Annotated in this window: 25 protein-coding genes and 1 pseudogene; 13 read left to right on the forward strand and 13 right to left on the reverse strand. The window is 70.5% G+C overall.

What is annotated here, in order from left to right; genetic code table 11:
- Together ACRDSK_RS07880 and ACRDSK_RS07885 are read left to right on the forward strand one after the other, a co-directional pair.
- Nucleotides 1-2,257: WD40 repeat domain-containing protein (locus ACRDSK_RS07880; protein ID WP_431439289.1), on the forward strand; the 2,257-nt coding region annotated here is incomplete at its 5' end.
- A gap of 51 nt (nt 2,258-2,308) precedes the next feature.
- The gene (locus ACRDSK_RS07885) at nt 2,309-3,109 is read left to right on the forward strand and encodes a hypothetical protein (RefSeq protein ID WP_431439290.1); all 801 of its coding nucleotides are present in this window, start codon (nt 2,309-2,311) and stop codon (nt 3,107-3,109) included.
- Nucleotides 3,110-3,163: 54 nt separating this feature from the next.
- Here the strand turns inward: ACRDSK_RS07885 and ACRDSK_RS07890 are convergent, their stop codons facing one another.
- The gene (locus tag ACRDSK_RS07890) at nt 3,164-4,219 is read right to left on the reverse strand and encodes a M48 family metallopeptidase (RefSeq protein ID WP_431439291.1); all 1,056 of its coding nucleotides are present in this window, start codon (nt 4,217-4,219) and stop codon (nt 3,164-3,166) included.
- Between the two features lie 182 nt (nt 4,220-4,401).
- Here ACRDSK_RS07890 and ACRDSK_RS07895 point away from each other — a divergent pair, with 182 nt between their 5' ends.
- Both ACRDSK_RS07895 and ACRDSK_RS07900 read left to right on the forward strand, forming a co-directional pair.
- The gene (locus ACRDSK_RS07895) at nt 4,402-5,364 is read left to right on the forward strand and encodes a carbon-nitrogen hydrolase family protein (protein ID WP_431439292.1); all 963 of its coding nucleotides are present in this window, start codon (nt 4,402-4,404) and stop codon (nt 5,362-5,364) included.
- A 201-nt stretch (nt 5,365-5,565) separates the two neighbouring features.
- Nucleotides 5,566-6,609, forward strand: a complete 1,044-nt coding sequence (locus tag ACRDSK_RS07900) for a DUF3103 family protein (protein ID WP_431439329.1) — start codon at nt 5,566-5,568, stop codon at nt 6,607-6,609.
- A 31-nt stretch (nt 6,610-6,640) separates the two neighbouring features.
- Here ACRDSK_RS07900 and ACRDSK_RS07905 read toward each other — a convergent pair whose 3' ends face one another.
- From ACRDSK_RS07905 to ACRDSK_RS07920, 4 genes are read right to left on the reverse strand one after another with little or no spacing between them, the layout of a single operon-like run.
- On the reverse strand, nt 6,641-6,898 hold the full coding sequence (locus ACRDSK_RS07905; RefSeq protein WP_431439293.1) for a hypothetical protein: 258 nt from the start codon (nt 6,896-6,898) through the stop codon (nt 6,641-6,643).
- 48 nt (nt 6,899-6,946) lie between these two features.
- Nucleotides 6,947-7,777 (reverse strand): SAM-dependent methyltransferase, encoded by an 831-nt coding sequence (locus ACRDSK_RS07910; protein WP_431439294.1) that lies wholly within the window; start codon nt 7,775-7,777, stop codon nt 6,947-6,949.
- Nucleotides 7,770-8,669, reverse strand: a complete 900-nt coding sequence (locus tag ACRDSK_RS07915) for a hypothetical protein (protein ID WP_431439295.1) — start codon at nt 8,667-8,669, stop codon at nt 7,770-7,772. The genes ACRDSK_RS07910 and ACRDSK_RS07915 overlap by 8 nt, the downstream gene beginning before the upstream one ends.
- Nucleotides 8,666-9,169: an alpha/beta hydrolase gene (locus ACRDSK_RS07920; RefSeq protein WP_431439296.1), complete on the reverse strand. Its 504-nt coding sequence runs from the start codon at nt 9,167-9,169 to the stop codon at nt 8,666-8,668. Before ACRDSK_RS07920 ends, ACRDSK_RS07915 begins: the two co-directional genes overlap by 4 nt.
- Nucleotides 9,170-9,264: 95 nt before the next feature.
- On the opposite strand from ACRDSK_RS07920, the gene ACRDSK_RS07925 reads away from it, so the two are divergent.
- A complete protein-coding gene (locus ACRDSK_RS07925) occupies nt 9,265-9,879 on the forward strand; it encodes a TetR/AcrR family transcriptional regulator (protein ID WP_431439297.1) in 615 nt (204 codons plus the stop codon).
- 114 nt (nt 9,880-9,993) lie between these two features.
- Here ACRDSK_RS07925 and ACRDSK_RS07930 read toward each other — a convergent pair.
- The 3 genes and pseudogenes from ACRDSK_RS07930 to ACRDSK_RS07940 form a co-directional block, all read right to left on the reverse strand.
- A pseudogene (locus ACRDSK_RS07930) lies at nt 9,994-10,179 on the reverse strand (hypothetical protein); the annotation flags it as partial.
- A 10-nt stretch (nt 10,180-10,189) separates the two neighbouring features.
- Nucleotides 10,190-11,317, reverse strand: coding sequence for a fatty acid desaturase family protein (locus ACRDSK_RS07935; RefSeq protein WP_431439298.1), 1,128 nt, complete (start codon nt 11,315-11,317; stop codon nt 10,190-10,192).
- A gap of 24 nt (nt 11,318-11,341) precedes the next feature.
- Entirely contained in the window at nt 11,342-12,439 is a 1,098-nt protein-coding gene (locus ACRDSK_RS07940) for a ferredoxin reductase (RefSeq protein WP_431439299.1), read from the reverse strand.
- Nucleotides 12,440-12,544: 105 nt separating this feature from the next.
- Between ACRDSK_RS07940 and ACRDSK_RS07945 the strand changes: the two genes are divergently transcribed.
- Nucleotides 12,545-13,216 (forward strand): TetR family transcriptional regulator, encoded by a 672-nt coding sequence (locus ACRDSK_RS07945; protein ID WP_431439300.1) that lies wholly within the window; start codon nt 12,545-12,547, stop codon nt 13,214-13,216.
- 200 nt (nt 13,217-13,416) lie between these two features.
- Here the strand turns inward: ACRDSK_RS07945 and ACRDSK_RS07950 are convergent, their stop codons facing one another.
- The 3 genes from ACRDSK_RS07950 to ACRDSK_RS07960 all read right to left on the reverse strand — a co-directional run bounded on the left by ACRDSK_RS07950 (nt 13,417) and on the right by ACRDSK_RS07960 (nt 16,083).
- On the reverse strand, nt 13,417-13,845 hold the full coding sequence (locus ACRDSK_RS07950; RefSeq protein WP_431439301.1) for an NUDIX hydrolase: 429 nt from the start codon (nt 13,843-13,845) through the stop codon (nt 13,417-13,419).
- A gap of 101 nt (nt 13,846-13,946) precedes the next feature.
- A complete protein-coding gene (locus ACRDSK_RS07955) occupies nt 13,947-14,588 on the reverse strand; it encodes a hypothetical protein (RefSeq protein WP_431439302.1) in 642 nt (213 codons plus the stop codon).
- Nucleotides 14,589-14,847: 259 nt separating this feature from the next.
- Nucleotides 14,848-16,083: a L,D-transpeptidase gene (locus ACRDSK_RS07960; RefSeq protein WP_431439303.1), complete on the reverse strand. Its 1,236-nt coding sequence runs from the start codon at nt 16,081-16,083 to the stop codon at nt 14,848-14,850.
- A 460-nt stretch (nt 16,084-16,543) separates the two neighbouring features.
- On the opposite strand from ACRDSK_RS07960, the gene ACRDSK_RS07965 reads away from it, so the two are divergent.
- The 3 genes from ACRDSK_RS07965 (at nt 16,544) to ACRDSK_RS07975 (ending at nt 17,906) form a co-directional block, all read left to right on the forward strand.
- Complete coding sequence (locus ACRDSK_RS07965; RefSeq protein ID WP_431439304.1) at nt 16,544-16,729, forward strand: hypothetical protein; 186 nt, start codon at nt 16,544-16,546, stop codon at nt 16,727-16,729.
- Nucleotides 16,730-16,757: 28 nt separating this feature from the next.
- Nucleotides 16,758-17,213, forward strand: a complete 456-nt coding sequence (locus tag ACRDSK_RS07970; protein WP_431439305.1) for an SRPBCC family protein — start codon at nt 16,758-16,760, stop codon at nt 17,211-17,213.
- A gap of 129 nt (nt 17,214-17,342) precedes the next feature.
- Entirely contained in the window at nt 17,343-17,906 is a 564-nt protein-coding gene (locus ACRDSK_RS07975) for a DUF3455 domain-containing protein (protein ID WP_431439306.1), read from the forward strand.
- 208 nt (nt 17,907-18,114) lie between these two features.
- Here the strand turns inward: ACRDSK_RS07975 and ACRDSK_RS07980 are convergent, their stop codons facing one another.
- Both ACRDSK_RS07980 and ACRDSK_RS07985 read right to left on the reverse strand, forming a co-directional pair.
- Nucleotides 18,115-20,013, reverse strand: a complete 1,899-nt coding sequence (locus ACRDSK_RS07980; protein WP_431439307.1) for a Xaa-Pro dipeptidyl-peptidase — start codon at nt 20,011-20,013, stop codon at nt 18,115-18,117.
- A 64-nt stretch (nt 20,014-20,077) separates the two neighbouring features.
- Nucleotides 20,078-20,554, reverse strand: a complete 477-nt coding sequence (locus tag ACRDSK_RS07985; protein WP_431439308.1) for a hypothetical protein — start codon at nt 20,552-20,554, stop codon at nt 20,078-20,080.
- Nucleotides 20,555-20,733: 179 nt separating this feature from the next.
- On the opposite strand from ACRDSK_RS07985, the gene ACRDSK_RS07990 reads away from it, so the two are divergent.
- The 4 genes from ACRDSK_RS07990 to ACRDSK_RS08005 all read left to right on the forward strand — a co-directional run bounded on the left by ACRDSK_RS07990 (nt 20,734) and on the right by ACRDSK_RS08005 (nt 26,201).
- Entirely contained in the window at nt 20,734-23,094 is a 2,361-nt protein-coding gene (locus ACRDSK_RS07990) for a WD40/YVTN/BNR-like repeat-containing protein (protein ID WP_431439309.1), read from the forward strand.
- A gap of 88 nt (nt 23,095-23,182) precedes the next feature.
- Nucleotides 23,183-23,944, forward strand: coding sequence for a carbohydrate ABC transporter permease (locus ACRDSK_RS07995; protein ID WP_431439310.1), 762 nt, complete (start codon nt 23,183-23,185; stop codon nt 23,942-23,944).
- Nucleotides 23,941-25,197: an ABC transporter substrate-binding protein gene (locus ACRDSK_RS08000; RefSeq protein ID WP_431439311.1), complete on the forward strand. Its 1,257-nt coding sequence runs from the start codon at nt 23,941-23,943 to the stop codon at nt 25,195-25,197. Before ACRDSK_RS07995 ends, ACRDSK_RS08000 begins: the two co-directional genes overlap by 4 nt.
- Nucleotides 25,194-26,201 (forward strand): ABC transporter ATP-binding protein, encoded by a 1,008-nt coding sequence (locus ACRDSK_RS08005; RefSeq protein ID WP_431439312.1) that lies wholly within the window; start codon nt 25,194-25,196, stop codon nt 26,199-26,201. Before ACRDSK_RS08000 ends, ACRDSK_RS08005 begins: the two co-directional genes overlap by 4 nt.
- Nucleotides 26,202-26,237 lie beyond the last annotated feature (36 nt).

The following is a 26,237-nucleotide window of genomic DNA, read 5'->3' on the forward strand; positions in this document are numbered from 1 at the left end:
GCGGCGGACCCGGCGGCTGCGCGGGCTCGTCGCCGGGCTCGCCACACTGCTCGCGGTCGCGCTCGTCGCGGGCGTGGTCGCCGTGGTGGCGCGCAACGACGCCGAGCAGGAGCGCCGGGACGCGCTGTCCCGCCAGCTCGCGGCCGAGTCGCTGGCCGAGGCCGACGTGGACCCGGTGGACGCCATGCGCAAGGCGGTCCAGGGCTGGCACACCAGCCCGACCGTGGAGGCGCGCGGCGCACTGCTGTCCGCACCGCTGCTCACCTACCCGGCGGCGATCTCCTCCGGCGTGCGCCACGCGTCGGTCATCGACGTCAACCCGGACGGCTCGCTGATGGCCATCGGCTCCACGGAGGGGGAGGTCGTGCTGTGGGACGTCGAGCGGCGCCGGGCGCTCGACGTCGACATCGCCGTCCAGGGAACCGTGCTCGCCGTGCGGTTCTCGCCCGACGGCCGGCAGCTCGCCACCTCCTCCCTCGTGACCGACGACCCCGAGGCGAGCGGCGTGCGCGTCTGGGAGGTCCCAAGTGGACGGCCGGTCAGCGAGGTCGCGGACGCCAACCCGGCGATCGGCCCGGTGGCGTGGCGGCCGGACGGCGCGGCCGTGGCCTCCTTGTCGGCCGACGCCGCCGGCACGGGCGGGGTGGCCGAGTGGGATCCGGTCACCGGCAAGCTGATCCGCTGGGTCGCGCGCGGCGCGTTCGACGCGACGAGCGTCGCCTACACCGCGGACGGCCGCCGGCTCGCCCTGGGCCGGGCCGACGGCAGCGTCGAGCTGTGGGACGCGCAGCGAGGCCGGCGGCTCGGCCGCCACACCGACCACGCGGACAACGCGCGCAAGGCGAGCGACCTGATCCCGGTCCAGGTGACGGCCTCGCGTGAGTTCATCGCCAGCTCCAGTGTGGTGGACAACATGATCCGGCTGTGGGACCCGCGCACTGGCGCCCCGGTGCGGGCGTTCCCGGACGTCACCCGGCACGTGTCGGATCCGGGCCAGGGGCCGAGCTCGCTCGCGTTCAACCCGGACGGCGGGGTCCTGTACACGAACAGCGACCCGGAGACGCTCACCACCTGGAGCCCGATCAACGGAACCTACCTGGGCAGTCTGCCGCACGGACCGCGGGCCGGTACCACGGTCGGCCACACGGTGATCGCGCTCGCGGTGTCGCGCGACGGGCGTACGCGGGTCGGGGTCAACAGCGACGGCACCGTGCTTCGCTGGCACACCAACGCGAGCTGGCACTCGTCACCCAACGGCTCGATCATGAGCCTCGCGTTCCGCGCCGACGGCAAGACGGTCTCGGCCGGGGACGCGGACGGCGGCCTGTACTCGTGGCACACCGCGACCGGCGACCAGACCGACGACAGCGTCGAGTCGCCGCGCGGCGTCTACGGGATCCGCTACACCCGCGACGGCACGCGGATCGTGGGCACCGGCGACGCCACGTTCACCTCGACGTCGGGGGTGTTCGAGCTCGACGAGGCGCGCAAGACCACGCTCGCCGGGCGGGTGTTCCGCGGCGCCATGGCCGTCTCGCCCGACGGCAGGTGGGTCGCCGCGGGCCATGAGCGGGCGCAGGGCGGGGACGAGCCCGACTACCGGATCCACGTCTGGGACGCGAAGAACCTCACCGAGCACGCGGTCCTCGAGCTCGACAAGCAGTGGCCGGTGACCCTGGCGTTCGCCCCCGACGGCGACCGGCTGCTCGCGCTCACCAGCTCCGGCGGTGTCGGCACGCCGGGCAGCGACCCGGACGGCGACACCGCCGCGAGCCTGCTGACCTGGCGTACGCCGGACTTCGACGACGAGAAGCGCGTGTCGCTCGGCAACGACTCGCTGCTCACCGCGGACCTCACCCCGGACGGCCGCACGTTGGTCACCGCGGGGACCGGCGGCACGCTGCAGCTGCGGGATGCGGAGACCGGGCGGCTGCGCACCGAGATCGGCCGGCACCCGTCCACCGTGCGCAAGCTCGCGGTCTCCCCGGACGGCCGCACGGTCGCGACGGTGACGACGGAGGACTCGGTCGTGCGGCTGTGGGACCTGACCGACCGGAAGCTGGTCGCGACCCTCACCGCGCACGCGGCGCCGCTCAACGACGTCGCCTTCTCACGCGACGGCAGCCGGCTCGCCACTGGCGGCACCGACACCGACGTCGCGGTGTGGCGGCTCGATCCGGACGCGGCCGCCCGCGAGGTGTGCGCCAACCTTGCCGACGCGGTCCCCGACGACCTGGCGGGCACCGGCTGCGAGTAGGACCCCACATCCGGCTCGGTACTCTCCGGCTGAGCCGGATGAGGGGGCGAGATGCTGCAGGTCATGGTGCGCGGCAGCGACCTGCATCCGGTTCGCCTGGAGTCCGGCGAACGCCTCGTGTTCGGCCGCGACCCGCACGGCGACACGCCGCGCCCGCGCCGGATCGAGCTGCGGCTGCCGCACTGCGCCCGGCACGTCTCCGGAGTGCTCGCCGAGCTGACGATCGGCACGGAGGCCGCGGCGTTGCGGTGGCTCGGCGCGGGGGAGGGGCGGCTGTCGAGCCTGCTGGACGCGCCGGGCGGGGCGCGCCGGGTGACGTTGGTGCGCGGCATGTCCGCGATGCTCGACCTCGGCAAGAACGAGCTGGTCGTGCTGGCGGGCAGGCAGGCCGGCGACGAGCTGTTCACCGACCTGCTGCTGACGTTCGTCGTCGCCGCGGCGGCCGTACCCGAGGACGACGCGCCCGAGGGCCGGCACGACACCGAGCTGAAGCCGCATCTCCGCAAGGGACAGCTGACGCGGTACTCCAAGGAGTGGTACGTCGCGCTGGCCCTGGCCGAGCCGTGGCTGGCCGGCGACGACGACTCGCCGTTCCCGCCGACCAACCGCCGGATCTACGAGCGGGTGCGCGAGTGGCGCGGCGACGCGTGGAACCTGGAACGCGCGCAGCGTGTGGACGACGCGATCCGTGTGGTCTCCCGCATCGCGTTCGGCGAGCTGGCGGACCCATACGGGGAAGCCAGGCAGGGCCGCATCCAGAACCCGCGTTTCGCCGTGGGCAAGCGGGTGGCCGAGTACCGCCTCGTCACCGCCGACGACCTCGCCGAGGTCCACACCCAGCCGAGGACGTGACGGCCGACCGCGCGCCGGGGCAGTGGGTTGAGCGGTCCACTGCCCCGGCGCTGGTCAGTTGGTGCTGTCGCTGCCCGCGGGTTCCTGCTGACCGGAGCGCCGGAAGCCGCCGAACACCTTGTCGGCCATGCCGGTGATGGCGCCGCCCACGTCGGAGACGACCTTCACCAGCGGGTCCGTGGAGTTGTCCCACGTGTCCTTGTAGGACTTCGCGGCGCCCTGGATGTCCTCGTTCAGCGGGTTGCCCTCGTCCTGCGCGTCGCGGCGCCGGTAGTCGCCGGTGAGGATCGCGCGGTACTCGTCGGACGCGGCCCACCGCTGCAGCTGCGAGGCCCGCACGACCGAGAACGGGTGCGGCTGGCTCTCCACCGCGAGCAGCTTGATGATGCTGTCGCGGATGTCGTCGATCTCCTCGTACTCCCTGGCCTGCTCGAGGAACGACGGGATGTCGATCTGCGACAGGTCGGTGGCCCCGGCCAGGTACAGGTGCGCCCGCAACGCCGCCTGCGGGTCCTGGCCGGCCAGCAGGCCCGCCCGGTCGCAGCTCAGCTCGGACTTGCGCTGCCACTCGTGCAGCGCCGCGATCACCGCGCGCAGGCCGATGACCCCGAGCGGCACCCACGCGATCGAGCGCTGCAGCCGCAGCAGCCGGTCGAGCAGCGTGAGCAGCACCGCGTGCCCGGACAGGACGTGGCCCATCTCGTGACCGATGACGAACCGCAGCGCCTCGGTGTCGAGTGCTTCCACGAGGCCCGTGGACAGCACGATGAACGGCTCGTCGATTCCCCTGGTCTGCGCGATCGCGCGCGGGTCGCGGGACACGTACAGCTTCGGCGCCTTCGGCAGGTCCAGGATCTCCGCGGACTCCAGGCGGACCTTGTCGAGGGTCGGGTACTGAGCCGGCCCGACCCGCACGTGCGAGGCCACCGCCATCAGCCGCTCGGCACGCTCGTTGAACAGCGAGTTCAACGTCTTCAGGACGTTGCCGACTCCTGGCACCGTGCGCAGTGTCGCCATCGCACCCCTGTCGGCGGGGTGTTCGTAGGCCCGCGGACTGATCCCCGGGAACTGGATGCGCGGTGCCGCCTGCTGGACATCGGATTCGGTCATGGTTGGCAAACCCCTCCTCGTGGTTGGTGGCCAACCTACGTGCGAAATCGCCCCGATCGGCCGACCCGAGCAGGATCTGGGGGCCAAGTTCAGGGTTCGCCCTGAGACGTACCAGGGAGGTCCACTATGGACCGGCCGCGCACGTGTTCCGTGCGGACGGCAGCGGCGGATACGGTCGTGGCATGCGTGCTGCGAGCACTTGTCGTGTCGCCGTGGTTCAGGCCGCGCCCAGCCTGTTCGACCTGCCGGAGACGCTCGGTCGGTTCGAGGCGTTGCTCACCGAGAGCGTCGCGGGCGGCGCGGACCTGGTGGTGTTCCCGGAGGCCTTCATCGGTGGCTACCCGAAGGGCGCCACGTTCGGGGCCACGGTCGGCGAACGCACCGACGACGGACGCGCGTTGTTCGCCCGGTACCGGAGGTCGGCCATCGACATCCCCGGCGACACGTTCGACGAGCTCCGCGCGACCGTCGCCCGCTGCCGGGCGCATGTCGTGCTCGGCGTCGTCGAACGGGCCGGGCACACGCTGTACTGCACGGCGCTGCTGATCGCGCCGGACGGCACGCTGCTCGGCCAGCACCGCAAGCTCGTGCCGACCGGAACCGAGCGGCTGATCTGGGGACAGGGAGACGCCGCCGACGTCGCGGTGGTCGACACCGACCTCGGGGTGGTCGGCATGGCGATCTGTTGGGAGAACTACATGCCGCTCTACCGAACGGCTCTCTACCAGCGAGGAGTGCAGCTCTACTGCGCACCGACGGTCGACTGCCGGGACACCTGGGCGGCCACCATGCGCCACATCGGCATCGAGGGCCGCTGCTTCGTGGTGTCCGCGACCCAGTTCGCGGTCCGTGACGACTACCCACCCGACTTCCCGCTCGGCTTGTCACTCGGCGCAGACCAGGTGGTCATCCGCGGCGGGAGCTGCGTCGTGGACCCGTTCGGTCGGTTCCTCGCCGGCCCCGTGTTCGACCGGCGGGAGGTGCTCTTCGCCGACCTCGACCTGGCCGTGCTCGATGGTGCGTATCTCGACCTCGACGTCGTCGGGCACTACGCGCGTCCGGACCTCTTCCAGCTCGCGGTCACAAGGGCGCCCGCGCGGGCCGGCTCGGCCCGACCTGACCGCCCGGCGCCGCCGGAGTCGTGACGCCGCAAGGCTTGCGGCCGATCGGCGGCTGCCGCGCGTCCCATGGGATCAACATGTCCGGTGCCCGGCCGTGATCGATTGACACGGCAGTGACGGGCCGGCCCTAATTGTCACGGACCCTGCCCACCCTGCAGCAGGGCCGCCGATCCAGGGGGTCTCGTGAACCCACGTTCCTTTCGTATCGCTCTGTCCGTGACCGCGATGGCGGTCGTCGCCGGCTCTGTCGTCGGTGCTGTCGCCATCCCGAGCGAGGCGGCGCCGCCTCCCGCGACACCGGGCGACTCGGTCGCCGCGGCCACCGACCTGCTCGCCAGAGAGCTCGCCACGGACGCTCGCGCCGGGTTGTTCTCGGCCGCCGCGGCGAAGCCGGTGAACCTCGCCGCCACGCGCGACGGCCAGGCGCTCGATGCCGCCGTCCGCCGTGCCAACCGCGAGGTGCTGGTCGCCAAGGGGTTGCCGGCCGACGGGCCGTCGCTGCTCCAGCTCCGCCTTGCCCAGCCCGGCATGCGTGCCGCCGTGCGGCGCGGCGAGGCCCCGCTGGTGGCGTCCGCGCCTTCGGACGACTCCGCCGAGGTCGTCACCGCGTACTCCCGCGACGGCGCGAAGGTCAGTCTGGCCGCGCGGAAGGCGCCCAGTCGCCCGGTGTTCGTGGTCGAGGTCGACACCGCGAAGGCGCTGCCGCTCGGCCTGTCCGTGCTGCGGCAGGTGTTCGACCAGCGTGGTGTCGCCGACGCCGAGCGAGTGCACGCGGCCGACGGGTACTGGGCGACGCAGGTCCAGTCGGTGCGGCTGAACGATGACAAGGAGCCGTGGGTCAAGGGCGACGCGGAGATCTTCGGCATCGCGGGCGGGTTCGGCATGGACGGCAAGGTGGCGGCCAGCACGCTGACGATGCCCTACCTCGACAACGACGGTTCGACCTACACTCCGGGTCAGCTGATCGTCCACTTCTCGGCGTACAAGTACAACCTCGCCGACTTCGTGATGATGGAGGACGACGGCGACACGAACTACCAGCAGCTCGCCATCGCGATCGCGGACGCCCTGCTGACCATTGTGGACGGTGGCGCGTACATCCCGCTCGTCAACGCGATCCTCAACGCCATCCCGGCGTCGTGGTGGACCGACGACCCGGACTACGTCGACTCCTGGTACACGCTGTCGACCACGTCCAGCGGGCAGCTGAACGGCGCCGCCGGCAACGGGACGATGACCGTCGCGCCGTACTGGGTCGCACCGGTCTGACCGTGCCCGAAGCGTAACGCCGGGTCCAGGTCTAGTGGTCAGCGATCTGCCGCGCGATCTCCTGGAGGGTGTCCTCCGCGCTGACGCCCTTCTCCTCGGTGCGCATGGCGAGCAGCTCGCCGCACAGGTTGATGAGTCCGGAGACGACCTCGCGGGCCTTCTCGGGGCCGTAGTCGTCGAGCAGCTTGTTGTAGTAGATGCTCATGAACGCTTCGTCTGAGCTGCTCCATGCGGTCATCACGCCGATGGCCTCGCGCAGGTGCTCGTAGCCCGCGTCCTCGTCTGACATGACAGCCATTGTCCTCCGCGAGTCGCGTCGGCCGAGGCCGAGACACGCTCACGGCGTCGGCCCCTCGTCGAGCACCGAGCGGTAGAGCGGTTGGCGGATGTACTCGGCGGGGATCGTGGCGATGGGGTCGTCGGGCTCGCGGTCGGTGCGGCGTCGGGCGATGGTTCGGACGTAGCCGAGGGTGCCGCCCTGGTCGGCGGACAGCGCGTCGATCTCGACCTGGTTGTCCGGGGCGACCGTGCGCTGCCAGTCCAACCAGAACCGCCACCCCTCGGGGAGGGTGTCCGCCAGCTCGACGTCGACGATCCCGCTGCGCTGCCAGTGCCGCCGCCACCACTTCGCCGAGTGCAGGCAGCACAGGCTCGGCTCCCACCACTGGCGCAGGTGCTCCGGGACCTCGACGTCGAGCTCGCGGGTGAGCCCGGCGCCGGCGATGCCGATCAGACCGTCCGGGCGGAGGAAGCGGGCCAGGTAGTTGAGATAGAGGTCGTCGGTTCCGTAGTAGAAGAACGAGTCGAGGCTCACCACCGCGTCGAAGAACCCCGCGGGGAACGGCAGCGCCCGGGCGTCGGCCCGAACGGGGAACACCGCGTCCGCCACGCCGGCGTCGGCGAACCGGCGCGCTCGCTCGTCGGGGCTGAACCACAGGTCCGCCGCCCACACCTGCACGCCGAACTCCTCGTGCAGGAACACCGACGAGGCGCCGCGCCCGCAGCCGAGGTCGAGCACGCGCATCCCGGCGCGCAACGGGAGGTCCTCGGTGAGCCATTCCGCCAGCCACAGCGAGTTGGCCCCACCGCTCACGCCGGACCTGATCCAGTCGGGGTGGTAGCGGGAGCTGCGCGGAAAGCGTTGCGCGATCAGGAGATCGTCAGCCACGGCGTGCTCCTTGGGGATCGAGGGCCGGGACCTTCGCGTCGCCGACCGCGGGCCGTGCCCGGTGCGCCCGGAGCAGGCCGACGCCGAGCGCGAACGGCAGGAGTGTGGACATGAACGGGATCGTAAGCACGAACGCCGACCATCCGGCGACCGTGGCGCCCACTCCCGGCAGCAGGAGCGCGCTCATGGCGCTCCCGCCGGCGACCGCGGCGAGCGCGAAGCCCGCCATGGCGATGCCCTGGCTCGCGCCGGCGGAGAGCGCTCCGGCTCGGCCGAGCGCCACCGCGAGCGCGGCGAACCCCACGTAGCCGAGCACGACGTAGGTGAGCTGGAGCAGGTCGAGCAGCACGAGCAGGAAACCGAGGAACGTGGGCGCGGAATCCAGACCCGGCAGGTAGGCATAGGCGACCCAGGACGAGGACTCGACCTCGAGCTGCAGCCCGGCCGACCCCGACAACACGACGGCCCACCGAGCGACGAGGTTGATCAGGTAGCCGCCGCTGCCGACCACCAGAGCCAGCACCGCGAGCGCCGCCGGTGCCCGCGCGCTCTCGCAACGCAGCGCCAGCCGTGTGGCCGCGACCAGCAGCGTCATCGCGACGGCGGCCAGGACGGCCGCGTTGAGCAGCATCAGCGCGGGTTCGCGGGCGGTCGGTTCGCCGGTCGCGCCGGCCAGCACGAAGATGCCCACCCCGGCGAGCACGAGTGCCGCGGCCGGGCGGTCGGCGGACCCGTCCAGCGTGCGCAGGAGCAGGAGCGCCGCGCCCACATAGGCGACCGCGAAGACGGCGAACACGGTGGTGGGGATGACCTGGCCCATCGCGTATGCGAGGGCGAGCAGCAGCCCGGCCGGCCAGGTGAGCCAGGCGGCGATCAGCACGCGCGAGCTCACGAGACGACCTGTCTCTCGATGGTGCGGCCGGCGGCCGCGGCTCGCCGGACCACGTCGGTGATCGGTTCGCGGCCGGTGATCTCGGTGAGCGCGCGCACGACGGCGGCCACGACGTCGTTGGGCGAGATCCCGACGACGACCGGGATGTCGAGGATCGCGGAGAGCAGGATCGCCTGCGCGCCGACGTAGTCCCCGGGATTCGCGGCGAGACGCGCCTGTACGGGTGCCATGACGTCGTCGCCCTGCGCCGCGGCGTCGGGGAGGAGCCCGAGGGCGGGCGGCTCCCAGGCCACGACGTGCTCGACGAGCGCGGGGTGGCGCGCCGCCAGGTCGAGGGCGATCAGCGCGCCGGAGCTGACGCCGACCACGGCGCCGCCGGGCCAGTCGTCCCGCCCCGAGCCTCCGGTCCCGCAGCGGACGTAGGTGATCACGTGGTAGCCGGCCGCGGTGACCGGACCACTCGGCGCGGTGCCGGGGACGGGCGGTGAGGCAGTACTCAACAGGTTCTCCGAATGTTCATTGGACATGTTGTCTTTCGAAATACAGCATGTCTTTCAGAAGACAGAGCGTCAAGTCAATTGCTAGGGTCGCGATCATGGCGACCCGGAAGTACGAACAGCGCCTGCGCGCCGAGAGTGCGGAGGAGACTCGGCGGCGCATCCTCGACGCGGCCCTGGGCCGGCTGCGGACGGCTCCGTCGCAGCCGGTGAGCCTCGACCAGATCGCCCGCGACGCCCGCGTGGCGCGCTCGACGATCTACCTCCTGTTCGGCTCCCGGGCCGGCCTGTTCGACGCCGTCGCCGAGGACATGGTCAACCAGGCCGGCTTCGACCGGCTCGTGGCAGCGGTACGGAACCCGGACGCACGCGAGCACCTGCGCCAGGGCATCCGTGCCGGCGTGGAGGTCTTCGCGTCGCTGCGCGACGTCGCCCGCGCTCTGTACTCCACCGCGGCGCTCGACCAGGAGGTACTCAGCGGCGCCATCGGGCGGATCGAACAGAACCGCGCCGGCGGCATGGCCCACCTCGCCCGCCGGCTCGCCGAGCAGGACGTCCTACGTCCCGACGTCACCGTCGACCAGGCCGCCGACCTGCTGTGGCTGCTGACCAGCTTCGACGGCTTCGACCTGCTCTACTCCGGCCGGCACCTCGACGTCGACGAGATCACCCGGACCCTCGTCATGGCCGCCGAGCGCACCCTCTGCCGCTGAGCCGGCCGGTCTGGGTCACTTCGGGTCGGCCGCCGGTGTGTCGGGGCCGGGTGGGTCGGCGCTCTCGGCCACGGTGGAGTCGGTCGTCGTCGAGTCGGCCTCGCGGTGCCGCTCGTCGTCGGCGCGTGCTCGGTCGGTTGCCTCGCGCATCTCGATGACGTCGGTGACCCACTCGCCGGTCTCCCGGGCGATGTCGCGGACGGCACCGGTGACGATCATGGCGATCTTCCCGATGTGCGTCGCCGCGGACTCGGTGAGCACCTGAACCGTGTCCTTGCCGCTCTCGAACCGACCGACCATGTCCGCCCCTCTACACCGCAGCGAGTCGCTTCCCGTCGTCGAGGGTAGACGGCTCCGGCGCCGGCCTGCGCGGCTCGCCGACCCACGGCAGGGCGAGGCGCACGATCTTCCTGGCCACGGACGCCAGCTGCTTCGTCAGCCCGCCGGTGTTGTAGGGCAGGCCGTACTTCTCGCAGATCGCACGCACCTCGCCGGCGATCTGCGGGTAGCGGCGGGCCGGGATGTCCGGGAACAGATGGTGCTCGATCTGGTGCGAGAGGTTGCCGGACATGATGTGGAACAGCGGCCCGCCGGTGATGTTCGCCGAGCCGAGGATCTGCCGCAGGTACCACTGCCCGCGCGACTCCTGCTCGGTCTCCTCCTCGGAGAAGCTCTCGACGTCGGCCGGGAAGTGTCCGCAAAAGATGATCGCGAACGCCCACAGGTTGCGCGTGAGGTTCGCGGTCGCGTTGCCGAGGAACGTCAGGGGCGCCAGCGGGCCGGTGAGCAGCGGGAACAGCACGTAGTCCTTGCCGACCTGCCGCGACGCCTTGCGCAGCATCCGCCGCGCGACGTCCTTGGTGTCGGCCAGCGTCCGCTCGCCCTTGACGATCCGGTCGAACTCGAGGTCGTGCAGCATCACACCCCACTGGAAGATCACCGCCAGCAGCGCCGCGTACACCGGGTTGCCCAGGTAGTACGGGTGCCACCGCTGGGCCGGGTCCATCCGCAGGATCCCGTAGCCGATGTCGCGGTCCTTGTCGAGGATGTTGGTGAAGGTGTGGTGGATGTAGTTGTGCGAGTGCCGCCAGTTCTCGGCGGGCGCCACGAGGTCCCACTCGAACCGTTGTGAGCTCAGCGCCGGGTCACGGGTCCAGTCGTACTGGCCGTGCATGACGTTGTGCCCGATCTCCATGTTGTCGAGGATCTTGGACAGCGCCAACGCGCCGACGCCCGCGACCCAGGCGGGCGGGAAGAAGCCCGCGAACAGCAGGCCGCGGCCGAGGACCTCCAGGCCACGCTGGGTCCTGATGACGTTGTGGATGTAGGCGACGTCCTCGGCGCCGAGGTCGGACACGATCCGCTGCCGCAGCTCGTCCAGCTCGCGGCCGAACTCCTCGACCTGTTCGGGGGTGAGACGGTCCTGAAGGCCGGTCATGGTCACTCCTTCACGATGGTTGTGTCAGCCCGCGATCTCGACGTCCCCGACCGGGACGGAGATGCACAGCTGGATCTCTTCGTTCTCTTCGCCGGACACCTCGCCGGACTTCGCGTTCCGAACCCGCCCCGAGGTCTTGACCTTGGTGCAGGAGAAGCAGATGCCCATCCGGCAGCCGTGCTCCGGGCGCAGCCCGGCGTCCTCGGCCTGTGCCAGCAGGGGCTTGCCGCTGTTGGCGAACTCCTTGCCGCTGTGCGCGAAGCGGATCTGCCCCGTCGCGTCCGCGGCGTCGAAGGTCAGCGCGGGTGGCGTGAACTCTTCGGTGTGCAGTCGTTCACTCAAACCCTCGGCGCCGAACAGCTCGCGCACCGAGTCCATCAGCGGCTTCGGCCCGCACAGGTAGGTCTGCGCCTCGCGATACCAGGGCGCGGCGTGGGCCAGGTGCTCGGCGGAGAAGAACCCGCGCAGGTCGGCGCCCGCGTCGGTCGCCGTGTACGCGAGCACCACCCGCAGGCCGGGGTGCCGCTCGGCGAGTCCGGCCAGCTCCGCGCGGTAGAGCACGTCCTGCGCGTCGTTGGCGTAGTGGAGGAACGTGATCTCGCCGGGGTGCCCCTCGTCGACGAGGGTGCGCAGCATCGACAGCACCGGGGTGATCCCGCTGCCGCCGCTGACCAGCAGCACGCGCTCGGGTCGCCGCTCCGGCATGGTGAACCCGCCGTCCGGTTGGGACAGTCCGAACACAGTGCCGGGCACGGTGTTCCGGTTCAGGTGGCGGGAGACCAGGCCCTGCGGGTCGGCCTTGATCGTGAGCTCGAGCAGACCGTCCGTGCGGTGCTGGGAACCGGCGGGGGAGTAGCAGCGGGTGCGCCGCACCCCGTCGATGTCCACCGAGACCCGCACGTACTGGCCCGCGGTGAAGCCACGCCAGGCCCGGCTCGGCCGCATCGTGAGCGTGACCGTGTCCCCGGTCTGCCGCCGGACGTCGGTGACCTCCCCGCGGATCTCGCCGCGGACGAGCATCGGGTTGATCAGCTCGAGGTAGCGGTCCGCGCCGTGCGGGGTGAGCAGGGCCTCGGCCAGTGCGGCCAGCCGGCGGGCCCGCCGTGGCAGGAGCGATGTCATGGCACCTCCAGAGGTGTCTCACGTCGCATCCGATTACAGTGAACAGTCGTACACTGAACAGTGCACTGCAACCACGGCGGATCGTCAACACGGCGGTGGTGTGACATGGCCGATAGTGCGGCAGCCAGTACGGTGACCGGCGTGACCGCCGAGCCAGTCAGCCGCCAGGAGCGCAAGCAGCGCACCCGGCAGGCGCTGTTGGACGCGGCACTCGAACTGCTCGCCGACCGCGGCTTCGGCAACCTCAGCCTGCGCGAGGTGACCAAGCGGGTCGGGATCGTGCCGACCGCGTTCTACCGGCACTTCACCTCGATGGACGAGCTCGGCGTGGCGCTGGTCGAGGAGGCCATGCGCACCCTCCGCCGCATGATCCGGGCGGCGCGGAGCGACCCCGCGAGCTCCCACCATCTCATCCGGGCGTCGGTCCGCACGTTGTACGAACACGTGCGGGGCAACGAGGACCACTTCCGGTTCGTCATCCGCGAGCGCTACAGCGGCACCGGTCCGGTGTCCCGTGCGATCGGCGTCGAGCTGCGCCTGTTCTCGAGCGAGCTCGCCATCGACCTGGCCCGGTTCGAGTACCTGCGCGAATGGTCCACTGAGGACCTGCACATGATGGCGGACCTGATCGTCACCGCGATGCTGGCCACCGTGACCGACCTCCTCGAGGGGGTACGGCCCGGTGACGCCGAGGCCGACGAGCGGATCGTGTCGATCGCACGGAAGCGGCTGCGGCTGATCGTGCTCGGAGTTCCCAGCTGGCGGAGCACGGTGTAGCCGGTCCACATCGGACGGGCTGTCGTCACCTCGTGCCGCTGGCGAGCGGCAGGGTGCTGAGCAGGTGCCGGCCGCGCTCGGCGGCGACGGCGGCGAGCTGCCGGGTGAACCTCAGGTCGGCCGGCTTCGACTGGGCATAGGCGAAGTAGGGACCGTACCGGCGTTCCCACTGCGGGTCGTCGACGCGGATGCGGCCGTGGTCAGGTGGTCGATGACTGGACCACGCGCCTGGCGATCTCCGCGTCCAACGGGCTCATGTCCTCGCTCACGTGTTCCGATGGCAGCCACCATCGGAAGTCCTGCGCCTCGTCGTTCACGGTCAGCCGGGGCTCGACCTGGAGTTGAACCCGGTAGATCGCCAGGAGCTCGCGGCGCTCCGGCTTCGTCAGTTCGAACTCGGCCACGGCCGCGACGGTCAGGTCGACGACGTGGATGCCGGTCTCCTCGCGCAGCTCGCGGATGGCGGTCTGGCGCGTGGTCTCACCTGGCTCTCGCGTTCCTCCTGGCAGTTCCCACTGCTTGCGCCAGCTGTCGAACATCATCAGGACGGCACCCGCGTGGGCGGCGACAACCAACGACGCGGGCACCGGCACCTGCTCGACCAGGTGCGTCAGGTCCTCTTCCGTCACGAAGCGAAAGTCGACCAAGGCGTTGCCAGAAGGATCATGGATCGGAAGCGCGACCACGCCCCGATCCAACCGCAACGCGTGGTGTCAGGTGTCGGCGACGTTCACGAGGTGGAGCGCTGTGAGCGCGGTGGCCAGCCGCGGCGTTTCGCGCGGTTGATCCGGCGGGCGACGGTCAGCTGGTTCATGTGCGCGTGCCGGGCGATGTAGGAACGGTCGATGCCCACGGTGGACAGTTCGAAACACAGCCAGTCGGTGACGTCCTCCAACTCGTTGGCGAAGGTCTCGAAGAACCAGGACATCGTCAGCAGTTCGCAGGTCCTGAAGAAGGGGTTGTTCGGGACCTGCGCGACGAGGGCGGCCAGGTCCTCGTCGATCGGTGAAGAGGCTGTGCTCTCCCTGGACTTGGTGGGTCGCGCCAGGGTGCGGACGGTTCGTTCGTCCATGTTGGTCCAGTCCGCGATCTCCTGCCAGGTGCCCCCGGCCTCCTGCAGGGCGAGGAGCTCACCGCCGATGCGGGTACGGCAGCGGTTGTGGTTGTCGCGCTGCACGGTCACGGTCTGGACGACGGTCGACAGCCTGTCCAGCCCGTTCGCGGCGGGTGCGGCCAGCACCTCGCGCGTGTGCTCGTGCACGTCCGACTCCACGAGCTGGATTCGGGACCACTCCTGAGGGCTGCGTCGTGACCAGGTGTGGTCCTTCCATTCGTCGAGCCAGTGCTCGAACTGCTCCCTGTCTCGAAGCACGGCCCTCCTTCTCATGATCGACACGTGGCTGTGCGCGACGCAACCAGATCGCGCCACTTTCGGTGCATGATTCACGAGGCGGTGCGGTTTGCCAATGGGGTTGGACGGCACATCTGTGTGTGGCACATTGTGCCGCGATTCGTTGTAGTCCGAACGTCGGTGTGCGGGTGCTCAGTTGGTCGTAGACGCTCGTCTCCACGTCGAGTACGTCGTGCGAGCCGCCACGCACGGTCCTATGTAGCCGAGCTGCGCAAGGCGGCTAGCGCAGGGCGCTGCCTTCCTGCCACTTCTCCCACGGGATGTTCCAGTCGCCGAACCCGTCGGTGGGAGCGAGCTTCGTGGCGGTGTTGTGGATCGTGACGATGTCGCCGTAGCTGAAGTTGTCGTAGAACCACCGGCCGGCCTCGGGGCTGAGGTTGACACAGCCGTGGGAGACGTTTCGGCGGCCCTGGTCGGCGACCGACCAGGGCGCGGCGTGGACGAAGATGCCGCTGTTGGACACGCGCACCGCGAGCGGGATCTTCTCGTCGTAGCCGAGCGAGGCGTCCGACGGGAGCCCGTAGCTGTCCGAGTTCATCCGCTTCACCTTGTACTTCTCCTGCGCCACGTAGGTGCCGCTCGGCGTGATGAACGAGATCTTCTTGCCGTCCTTGCCGGTGGTGGAGCCGGCGCGGCCCATGCTGACCGGGAACGTCTTGACCTTCTTGCCGTTGACCGTGACGACCATCCGGTGGGTCTTGTCGTCGATGGTCGCGATCTTCGCGGGGCCGATCGTGAGGTTGAGGGTCCGGTCGGTGTCGCCGTACATCCCGTCTCCGAGGTGCACGCCGTACACCTTCGCGTCGACGGTGACCTTGGTACCCGGCTTCCAGTAGTCCTTGGGTCGCCAGTGCACGGTCCGGTCGTCCCACCAGTACCAGGAGCCTTCGGTCTCCGGCGTGGCGGTGACCTTCAACGCGCGCTCGGCGGCGGCCTGGTCGGGCGGCGGGGAGTCGAAGATGACCGCGATCGGCTGTCCGACGCCGACCGTGGTGATCTTCGGTGGCGGCAGGAACGACGGGTACACGGTCCCCGCCGGGCTCACCGTGGTGAACGACGACTTCTCGGTGACGGTCTTCCCGTCCTTGCCGCGGATCGACGCCTCGAGCGTGTACTGGCGGTCGTAGCCCAGCGGTTCGTCCGACGCCCACGACGCCTTGTCCTTCGAGAGGCTGCCGCTGACCTCCTTGCCCGCCGGGTTGGTCAACGACACCTCGTCGATCGTGCCGCGGCTGGCCCGCACCTCGACCGGCTCGATCGGCGAGACGTCCTTCGCCGCGTCCTTGGGCACGAGCTCGAGGCGAGGCTTGTCCGCCTCCTGCTCGGCCGACGGCTCCCCGGGATCGGTGGACGAGCATGCGGTGAGCGCCAACGTGACGCCGAGCAGGGACACCAGCAGACGCGACCGAAGTTCGTTGCTGCGCAGGGATCTCACCTCCGACGATGCGTCTCGCACCTTACTCCCACCTCCCTTCGTAGGTGTGGTGATCACGGTCGTCTGGGCATGGCCGCCACGGCCCTAGAATTCGGAGGATGTAGTTCCTGGTGGCGTTCGTGGTCACGATGTTGCTCGCCACCGGGGGCGGATCGTCTGGGGCGCGCGCAACGCGCTGCGGGCGCGCGCCGAGCGGCGGCTCGCGCTCGAGATCGCGAGCGGGAGCAGACCGAACGCAAGCGGCTCGAGCTGCGCGAGCGAGAGCTCGACGACCGGATGTACCGGGACTTCACCACTCGCCGGAACGGCGGCATCCCGCCGGTCAGCTCCCCGATGCGCCACGACGACGAGTAGCCGCCCAGCCGAGCAGCGCGACGACCAGGATCGCCTCGACGACCAGTACCGCGGCGGCGCCGACGGGGCCGAACCACGGGCGCATCGTGGTGAACCACACGACGGCGAGCAGGCCGACGACGCCGAGGTGTTGCTCGGGCCGAACGCCGGCTCGCTCGCCGTCGCGTTCGGCGCCACCGCCCAGCAGGACGGGGGGACGCCCGGCGTGGTCGCCACGTCCGGCCCGCTCGCGGCGATCCTGACCCTGGCCGGGTACGTGGTCGTGCTGGCGGCGGCGTCGGTGTGGTTGTCCCGCCGGCGGGACCAGACCTGACCGGAGCATGCGGCTACCGTGCGCAGGCATGGTGCAGCTCAAGCTCGAGGCCGACATTCCCGCTTCCGCTGAGGCGGTGTTCGACACGGTCGTCGACCTGCGTGGGTACGGCCGCTGGCTCGGCACGTCGTCGGAGTACGCGGGCACGACCGAGATCACCACCGACCCGATCGCGACCGGCACGACCTACGTCGAGCGGGGCCCGAGCGGTGTCCGCCACGGCACGGTGACCGAGCTCGACCGGCCGGCCCGCGTGACGTTCCACCAGCCGATGACGATGCGGCCGCGGTTGCTCGGGGTCATGGACATCCACGTGACATACACGCTCGCGCCGACACCGGTGGGCGTGCACCTCACCAGGCTTGTCACGCTCGGGATCGGCTGGCCGCTGCGGTTCCTCCAGCCGGTTGTGGTGCGCCAGATCCGGGGGGAGAGCCGGCGCACGATGGACGCCTTGGCTGCATTCACCAGCGCCAAGTCCTGACTGTCGACGAATTTCGCGGAAATTCTCCGCTCGCCGCCTGGCTACGGACGCGTAACGACTCGAACAGTCGTCCGACATAAATGTGTGCCAGGCGCTGGCGACCGCCGGCGTTGAAACAACGAGGTGGGAATGCAGAACATGAATCAAATTCGTCGATTACGTGGGATCACCATCGGACTGGCCGTCGTGGCGATGGCGGCCGTCGGCATAGGGGGCGCCGCGTCGGCGGCCGGGGCCGTTGGGGCAGCACCCGCGCCGGTCGGCTCCGGACAGCACGGTGTTCCCGACGCGATCAAGGTTCCGGACGGTAACAAGCGGATCGCGGTCATGCCGGCTCGTGGGGTGCAGACCTACCGGTGCACCGCCGGTGCGTGGGTCTTCCTCCAGCCCGATGCGATCCTGCGCCACCACGGCCAGGCGAAGGTGCTGCACACTGTCGGTCCAGTGTGGACGTCCGTTGTAGACGGCAGCTCGGTGACCGCCGCGGCGCAGGCGAGCTCACCGGTGCCCAACGCCATTCCACAACTGCTGCTCAAGTCGACCGGCAACCGTGGTCCTGGACTGCTCAGTGCCGTGACCTACATCCAGCGACTGGACACCACCGGCGGCCTCGCCCCGACGGGCGCCTGCGCCGACGGCACCACCGCGTCGGTTCGATACACCGCCGACTACGCCTTCTGGGTCGCTGACTGACCACACGCTACGCCGCCCCGTCCGAGCAAATCGGCGCAGTTCTTGATTCCGCAGGTAATTCCTCCGTGCGGACAGCACGATTTGACCTCGGACGGGGTGAACCTTCACAGTCCGAGGATCTTCGCCGACCGACACGAATCCTGCCGACGACCTTGGCGAGGCGGTCGCTTCCAGTACTGCGCTGTTTCGGACGTCACAAACCAGCCGGTCAGCTGTCCAGCCGGCCCGGCACGATGTCCGGTTGGATCCGGGTGACCTGCGGGCCGGCCGCTGACCGGGCCGCCTGCACGGTGCCCAGTAGCGGGATCTGTACCGAGGTCTCGGCCAGGTTGATCGTCACTCGGGGGAGCCGGGTCGGGGTGCTGGTCATGCTGCGGTCGTTGCCGGCGACCACCAGCGCCAGACTGTGTCCGGCGGGCACCGTCCAGTCCGTTGTAGACAGTCGGAAGGTCATGGAGTACTTGGTGCCCGGGGTAAGTGGGCGCGGCGCGCTGAGCGAGGAGTAGTTGGCCAGATCGGCCCAGCCGCGGGCGATGATCTGGGCGTCGACGTTGGCCGTGGTGGCCACGGTGTCGCGGTAGCAGGCGTCGTCGCCGGGTCGGTTCTCGCCCCAGCACGACTCGGTGGTCAGCGTTCGGATGCCCTCGCCGGTGCTGCTCCTGGCCGTCGCCGGACCGTAGTCGACCAGGTAGGCGGACAGGTGCGCGGTGGATGTGGACGGGGTGGCGGCGACCGTGATCCGGGAGACGCCGGCCACGCGCAGGTCGGTGGTCAGTGCGCCGGTGCTGTACACGACCCGGCGGGTCGAGGTGGCGTTGGGCGAGGCGATGTAGCTCGAAGGAGTCCCGGAACCGTTGTCGGTGAAGGAGGAAGTCGCCGAACCGGGCGTAGGCCGCAGCGTGCCCACCCCCGCGACCGGCCCGGCCACTGGGTACAGGGTCTGGGACTGGGTGCCGGCCGGCGGCCAGTCGGCGGTGTCGCTCCACTGGTCCACGGAGCGCTCGACCGACACCCGCGGTTCGTTCTCGATCCCGTTCTGGACGCCCAGCAGCCACCGGTCGAACCAGCGGTGCAGGGTGTCGACCCAGGTGGCCCGCCGGAAGTCGAACGGGTCGATGTGCCCGGTCTGGGACAGCCAGAGTTTGCGCGGCACCGACGCCGGCAGTGCGTCCAGCCACTGGCCCCAGTTCACCGGTTTGACGTTCAGGTCGGCCCGTCCGTTGACCGAGAACACCGCGGCCCGCACGTTCGCCGCGCTGCGCACGTAGTCCCGCTGCTGCCACATCGCGGTGTAGTCGCCGTTGGCCGGAGCACCGGCGGTCATCTCGGCCCGCACGGCCGCGCACCGGGACCGCGCGTTGTCGTTCTCGAAGTTCGACGCCAGGCTGGTGGGTGTGCCGAAGCTCCGGAACGACACGCCGTCGGACCGGAACCAGTCGTACCAGGAGCTGATCGCCGCGACCGGCACGATCGTGCGCAGACCGTCCACTCCGGTGGCCGCCACGCCCTGCGTGACGCTGCCGTCCCAGGACTTACCGATCATCGCGGCCGCGCCGGTGGACCAGCCCGCGGTGACCACCGAGCCGCCGGAGGCCGCCGAGTAGCCGGTGGTCCGGCCGTTCAGCCAGTCGATCACGGCCTTGCCGGAGGCCACCTCGGACCGGCCGCCGGTGTCCATGCAACCGGTGGACCGGGCCGACCCGCTGAAGTCGACCAGCGCGACCGCGTAGCCGCGCGGCACGAAGTAGTTGTCGTAGACCAGCGGGAACTTGATCGGCACGCCGGCCGAGTCGTAGGTCTTGCGCTCGCCTTCGTTGCCGCGCCCGGAGGTCACGTAGTACGGGCTGGCGTCGATGATCACCGGGACCGGCTCGGCGGTGGCCGGCCGGACGATGTCGGTGGCCACCCGGTCGCCGACCCCGTTGGCGTCCAGGTCCAGCCCGATGTCCACCCAGACGGTCTCCCGCACCGCGTCGGCGAACGAGTGGATCGGCTGGCTCACCCCGTCCGCGACGACGAAGGCGGGTACGTTCGCCGACGCGGGCACGACCAGCAACCCCGACAGCACCCCGACCAGTCCGGCGACCACCGTGCCTCGACGCACCATGCCAGGCACGCTATGTCGCGGTCCGGGCCGGTCGTCAGGACCAACGGGTGATGCCAGTTGCCAACTACGGCACGGACCGGCGGGTCGTCGGCGGGGGCACCGTTTCCGGGTCGATGAGGACGAGCTCGATGTCCCACTGCCCCTCGCATTCGGCCCGGCGCACGACCGCCTGTCCCGCGGCGTACAGGCCGGACGTGAAGAAGACCTCCGCCTCGAAGCCTTCGTTGTCCATTCCCGCCGGGCGGTAGCCGGCGGCGGTCACCGCGTCCTGGATGAGCACCGTGACCTCGTCGAGATTCTTGGCCGTGACCGCTCGCACCGTGATGTGACCCTGCGTGCTCATGACGCGCGTGACCGTCCCGATCTTGTCGAACGACAACCCGTCCGGCATGAGCGCGGTCTCGGCCGGCGGCGCTGGGCGCGGTGCCTGGCATGCGCTGCCCTCGGGTCCGGCTGAGCATCCCGCCAGAACGATCAGCAGCGCAGTCGCCGCCCCCACCAGCGCGATCGAGCGCTGCCGATGGCTGCCACGTTCGACCATGACAATCACTCTAGGTTCATCATCACCCGTATGGCGGCGTCGCCAAGCCGACGATTTCGGACTTCTCGGGTGCTAAGGTGCCTCCGCATCGCAGAGCGCATATCGGGCGTAACGCTTTCGGGGGATGCATCGGCGCGGCGGAGTGGCGCGAGGGCGCCCCCTTGACTCTGGAGGCTCGCGTGTCCCTGCGTAGGAGTAGCCACCTTTCGATCCTGGCCGCGACGGCCATCACGATCCTGCTGGGCGCGGGTGCCGCGTCCGTCACCCCGCCAGAGAGCGACGGCGCGAGCGCGTCGACCGCGCAGGCGGCTGTCACGCCCAACCCGTTGGGCGCCGAGGACTGGATGCACTGGCAGCGGGCCAACGCCGACGGCACCATTCCGGACGCCGCTGTCGCCGAGGCGGTCGCCCAGTCCGGGCAGATGGGCGCGACGGCCATGCGCTCGCCGAGCACCGACCAGGTGTGGTCGGAGCTCGGCCCGAGCAACATCGGCGGCCGCATCCGCGATCTAGCCCCCGACCCCACGCGCAGGGACGTCGTCTACATCGCCACCGGCACCGGAGGTCTGTGGCGCAGCAACGACGGCGGCGCGACGTTCGACTCCGCGTGGGACGACCAGCTGCCCCAGTCGATGGGCGCCGTCGCGGTCGACTCCCGGGGTGTCGTCTGGGCGGGTACCGGTGAGCCCGACCACGGGGGCGGCTCGGCGTTCTACGGCACGGGCGTCTTCAAGTCCACCAACGGCGGCGCACGGTGGACCAACATGGGCCTGCGCAAGGGCGACACGATCGGCCAGATCGTCATCGACCCGCGCGACGACGACCGGGTGTTCGTCGCCGTCATGGGTGCGCTGCACGACACCGAGCCGACCCGCGGCCTGTTCATGACCGAGAACGGCGGACGCAGCTGGACCCGTGTCATCGTCCCGGACAGTGCCTCCACCGGCGCGATCGACGTGACGATCAACAAGACCAACCCCGACATCATGCTGGCCACGACGTGGGACAAGATCCGTGACGAGAAGTCGCGCATCTACGGCAAGAAGTCCTTCCTCTACCGTTCCACCGACGGCGGTCGCACGTGGACGAACATCCACAACCCGCCGCTCCCGCAGAGCGTCGACATCGAGGGGCAGCCGGTCACCGCGACCTACGTCGGTCGCATGGGTGTCGACTTCAGCGACAGCGACCCCAACCGCGCCTACCTCATCTCGAGCACGGCCGGCGGCAACTTCAACGGCTTCTTCACGAGCACGGACGCCGGTGCGACCTGGACCCCGGTCGGGCCAACCAGCGGCGGCACCCTGCAGACCATCAGCGGCGGGTTCGCCTGGTGGTTCGGCCGCGTCTACGTCGACCCGGTCGACCCGCAGCACGTCTTCGTCGCCGGCGTGAGCCTCGCCGAGAGCCTCGACGGCGGTCTCACCTGGACGACGTCGCAGACCGTGCATGCCGACCAGCACGGTCTCGAGTGGGATCCCTTCACCCCGCGCAAGGTGTTCCTCGGCAACGACGGTGGCTTCTACTGGTCGACCGAGAACGGCGCCGCGCGCGGACTGTGGGCCAAGACGCCTCGCCTGCCCGTGACGCAGTTCTACGCGATGGACGTCTCGGTCCAGGACGGCACGCGGGTCAACGCCGGCTCCCAGGACAACGGCTCGCTGAAGTCGTGGGCCGACGACAACACCGTCAACGGTGACTGGTTCAACTTCGTCGGTGGCGACGGGATGATGAACCGCATCGACCCGACGAACGACCGGAAGTACTACGGCTGCTTCCAGAACGGCGGCTGCCGCGGCTTCGTCGACGGCGTCGGCTTCGTCATGACGATTCCCGGTGCGCGCAAGAACTGGGTGGCCCCGCTGGAGTTCGGCGCCGATCCACGCATCATGTTCGGCGGGAGCGAGACCGTGAACCGGATCGACACCGATCCCGGACAGCGCGTGTGGCAGCCGATCAGTCCCGACATCACCGAGGGAACGGAGCCCCGCGCCCCCGGCTTCGGCACCGTCACGGCGATCGGCACGACGCCGGCCGACCCCAACCTCGTCTACGCCGGCACCGACAGCGGTCTGATGTGGGTCAGCCGCAACGCGATGGCCGCCCCGGAGGAGGTGACCTGGGAGAAGATCGAGAGCCGGGCCTTCCCGGGCCGCTGGGTCACCCGAATCACCGTCGACCCGCAGAACCCGGACGTGGCGTGGGCCAGCTTCTCGGGCTGGCGTTCCGGTGACGGATACCCGCACCTCGTCATGACCAAGAACGGTGGCAAGTCCTGGAGCGACATCACCGGCAAGCGCATCCCGCAGGCGCCCGTCAACGACGTCATCCGCCACCCGTCGAAGAAGAACTGGCTGTTCATCGCCACCGACGTCGGCGTGTTCCGCACGACCAACCTCGGCAAGTCGTGGCTCAAGGTCGGGGCGAACCTGCCGCTGGTGCCGGTCAACGACATCGACCTGCCCGCCGGCAGCGACACGCTCTACGCCGCGACCTACGGGCGCAGCGTCTGGACGACCTCGCTCGCCGACACGGACTGAGACGGGCTAGGCGCTGGCACGGCAGGAAACCACCCGATCACCCCGGCGGTCCACCACTTGGTGGACCGCCGGGGTCATCGTGTTGTCCGTGGTGTTCCTCGCGCCGCTCGTCGTGATGGTGCTCGGCTCCCTGCAGCGCCCGCTGCAACCACCGCCCAACGGGCTCGACCTCTGGCCCGACCCCGTCGAGTGGACGAACTACTCGACCGTGCCGCGGTTCATGCCCCTCGTTCGGCTGTTGCTGAACTCCCTGCTGCTGGTCGCCGTCGCGGTCCCGGTCACCGTCGTCGTCACGTCGATGGCCGGCCTCGCGATCGTCACCGCCCGCGGCCGGCCGCGCCGCTGGCTCGTCGGCGTCTCGGTGCTCATGCTGATCGTGCCCGCGGCCGCGCTCTGGGTGCCGCGGGTCGTGCTGTTGCGCGGCGTGGGCCTCGCGGACACGCCGCTCACCGTCGCGCTGCTCGCACTCGCCGGCACGACGCCGTTCTACGTCCTGCTGTTCGCGTTTGCCTACTCGCGCATCCCCGCGTCGTTGCTCGAGGCCGCCATGCTCGAGGGCCTGAGCCCGATCGCCGTGTGGCGCCGGATCGCGCTGCCGCTCGCCCGCCCCGCGGTGGTTGCCGTCGCGGCACTGTCCGGCCTGTACTACTGGTCGACGTTCATGGATCCGCTGACCCTCGTGTCGTCGCCGGGCAACTGGCCGGTGGCACTGGGCCTGCGGAGTCTCAGCGAGATGGAGGCCGCCCTGTACCCGATCTATCTCGCCGCCGCGGTCCTCGTGACTGCACCCGCCCTGCTCGCGTTCGGCATCGCCCAACGATCCTTCTTCTCCTCGGTGGAGCGCTCATGAGACCGTCCGTGCTCGCGATCTCGCTACTCCTCGTCCTGAGCGCCTGCGCCAGCGGGCCAGACGCGGGCGAGGATGCCGCGGGGAACGCGACGGCGCCGATCACCGTGCAGGTCGGGGCCGACCCGGAGGAGGCAGCGGTCTACCGGAGCCTCGTCTCGGCGTACCGGGAGGCCGGGGGCGGAGAGGTCGAGCTCGTCCCGGTGAGCCGCGACGACCACCTCACCCGGCTCTCCACCGCGTTCGCGTCCGGTGACGCGCCGGACGTCTTCCTCATCAACTACCGCGAGTACGCGCCGTTCGTCCAGCGCGGCGCCGTGGAACCGATCGGCCCACTACTCGAGCAAGAAGGCCTCGACACCGCCGACTACTACGAGCAGCCGCTGGACGCGTTCACCTACGACGGTGCGCTGCAGTGCATGCCGCAGAACATCTCCTCCCTCGTCGTCTACTGGAATCGCGCGCTGTTCGAGAAGGCCGGTGTCGCCGCACCGAAGGACGGGTGGACCTGGGCCGAGTTCGTCGCGACGGCCCGGAAACTGACGACCGGAGGAGTCAAGGGAGTCGGCGTCGACGCGTCGATCACCCGGATGGCGCCGTTCATCTGGAGCAGCGGCGGCACCATCGTCGACGACGAGGAAATTCCCACCCGCACGACCCTCCACGAGCCCGGCGCCCGCGCCGCGCTCGACGCCGTCGTCGACCTCATCGGCACCGGTGCGACGCCGACCAAGGAGCAGCTCGCCTCTCAGGGAGTGGAAGAGCAGTTCATGACACAGAAGCTGGCGATGTTCCTGAGCTCGCGGGTCGAGGTGCCGGCGCTTCGGGAGCAGCGCGGCCTCGACTTCGACGTCGCCGCGCTGCCGGTCATGGGCGAACCCGCGTCGGTTCTGCACTCCGACGCCTACTGCGTCGCGAGCCGCGCCGAGAGCAAGGCGGCCGCGGCGAAGTTCGTCGCGTTCGCCGTGGGCCGGCAGGGCCAGACCCTCACCGCCCTCGCCGGACGCACGGTGCCGTCGCTGCGCTCGGTCGCGACGTCGCCGGCGTTCCTCAGCCCGGCCAGGGCACCGGCGTCGTCGCAGGTGTTCCTCGACGCCATCCCGTTTCTGAAGCACACGCCGGTGACGCCGTCGTGGCCCGAGATCGAGGACGTGATCGGCACTCAGCTGCAGCGGGCCTTCGAGGACGGCGTCCCGCTCGACGAGATCCTCGCAGAGGTCCGAAGGCAGGCGGACCCGCTGTTGCAGCGCCCATGAGTCTGCGGGTCGAGGCCGCGCACAAGGTCTTCCGCGCGCGCCGGGGGGCACGCGTCGTGGCCCTCGACGGGGTCGACATCGAGGCGAAGTCCGGCGAGCTTCTCGTCATCGTCGGGCCGTCCGGGTCGGGCAAGTCGACGCTGCTGCGCGCGGTCGCCGGCCTGGAGGCGCTCGACGGCGGGCGCGTCGTGATCGACGACCGGGACGTCACCCACCTGCCGGCCGGCCGGCGGGACGTCGCCATGGTGTTCCAGGAGGCCGCGCTCTTTCCCCACCTGGGTGTCGCCGCCAACATCGGGATCGGGGAACGGGCCCGAGGATCCCGGCGGCGCGATGTCGAGGCTCGCGTCGGGGAGGTGGCTCGCCTCCTCGACATCGAGGACCTCCTGCCGCGGATGCCGAGCGAGCTCAGCGGCGGGGAGCGGCAGCGGGTGGCGCTCGCCCGGGCGATGATCCGCTCACCTCGCGTGTGCCTGCTCGACGAGCCGCTCGCCTCCGTCGACGCCGAGCTGCGGCTGCGGATGCGCGGCGAGATCCGAACGGTGCAGCGCTCGCTGGGCGTGCCGATGGTGCACGTCACCCACGACCAGGTCGAGGCCATGGCGATGGGCGACCGGGTCGCGGTCCTGGGTGCCGGTCGGGTGCTCCAGTGCGACACCCCGGCCGACCTCTACGCGCGGCCCGCGACGACGGCCGTGGCACGCATGTTCGGCCCGCTGCCGATGAACCTCCTGCCCGCCGTCGACGGGGTCGTCGTCGGTGTCCGGCCCGAGCGGGTGCGGGTGTGCCGGACCGAGGACGGCGCCGGCCGAGGAGGTTCGGTGGTCGCGGTGGAACCCGCGGGGGAGGACTGCCTCGTCCGGGTGCTGCCCGACGAGGCCTCCGGTGACCTGCTCGCACGGCTGCCGTGGGCCGACGCGCCACACGTCGGGGAGCGAGTGGCCGTGGCCTGGCGGGCCGAGGACGAGCACCGCTTCGACGCCACGACGGGGAAGCGCCGGTGAGACGGCAACGGGCCGCCTTGGGGCGATGGCCGCTCG

The organism is Actinophytocola sp. (assembly GCF_050699915.1).
Classification (GTDB): Bacteria; Actinomycetota; Actinomycetes; order Mycobacteriales; family Pseudonocardiaceae; genus Actinophytocola.